Source organism: Pseudobutyrivibrio sp. OR37 (assembly GCF_900113655.1).
Taxonomy (GTDB): Bacteria; Bacillota; Clostridia; order Lachnospirales; family Lachnospiraceae; genus Pseudobutyrivibrio.
In genome coordinates this window covers 1-1,071 of the sequence record NZ_FOQF01000079.1, presented here as the reverse complement: position 1 = coordinate 1,071, position 1,071 = coordinate 1, and the positions used below count along the sequence as shown (strand labels likewise).

At 38.3% G+C, this 1,071-nt stretch carries 1 protein-coding gene; it reads right to left on the bottom strand.

Features of this window, described 5'->3' with window-relative positions; genetic code table 11:
* Positions 1 to 313 precede the first annotated feature (313 nt).
* The coding region (locus BM097_RS16470) for a hypothetical protein (protein ID WP_177197494.1) at positions 314 to 1,071 on the bottom strand (758 nt) is incomplete at its 5' end.

Below are 1,071 nucleotides of genomic sequence, written 5' to 3'. Positions count from 1 at the left end.
AGTATATCACTGTAAATATATCTCCACAAGTAATTCAGCAGTTAAATAATTATGTACTTTCTCTTGATTTATCACATAGATTAGAAGTAGTCAATTAATATATGAGCTTGCGTCCGGCCGTCTATACGCACACATTAATCGAACCAAATGACTATTTTTCTTCATCATTTGAGGCTGGATGCATCGACGCGTGTGTTCCAACCGCATATAAACGACCCACGTAAACCCACATATCTTGTGAATTTATTTGTGTCTAAAAGAAAAAAGCCCGATACATCTCGTATCGGGCCTGTAATCTTTTTAGTTTTAGATGTTAGTGCTGAATACCGCTAGTCCAATAAGTTTTGATGTAACCAGTAGTTCTTTCTGTAGAGGTGTTAATATCAAACAGATTGACGCCTGACAGATTTTCATTTATATATTTAAACCCTGTTTCGCCAGAGTCAGTATAAATATAATACTTTAACTCAGGACACTGATTACAAGCAAAGGCCTGTGAAGTGGCATCACCTGTTGCTACTTCTGTAAATGTAGCACCGTTAGCAACAAGATAGTTATAAATGTCAGACGCTGTATTAAGTCCACGCGACTGCATCCAAGCACAGATATACTGAACGTTAACACCATTCGCTATAAACGCGTCTGTGTTCCACACGCCGTTGGTGCTAAGCACTGCATCATCTAAGAACTGAGTGTATCCGCAAGCAGCCATATCATTCATTTCAACAGACGAAGTGCCTGTGCCGTAAATTAATTCAGCCTTCGGACTAATTACACCTTTTGAACCATCAGCGCATAAATTAAAATAGCAAAAATGACCGAGTTCATAATCTTCTTGATAACATAAAGGCGACACGGTTACAGCTGGATTTGCTTCGTGACCTAAAGTATTTACTTGCTGTGTATTATATGATTTTCCACCAATAGTTAAGCCGTCAGATTTGATACCTGTTGCTACAAAATCATTTACTACAGCGTTGCTACTATAAGTTGTAGCTACAGCCTTCTTTGAAGACTTCTTACCCTTTGCTTCAGATGTGATTGATGTACCTGTCACAACAATTGCACATA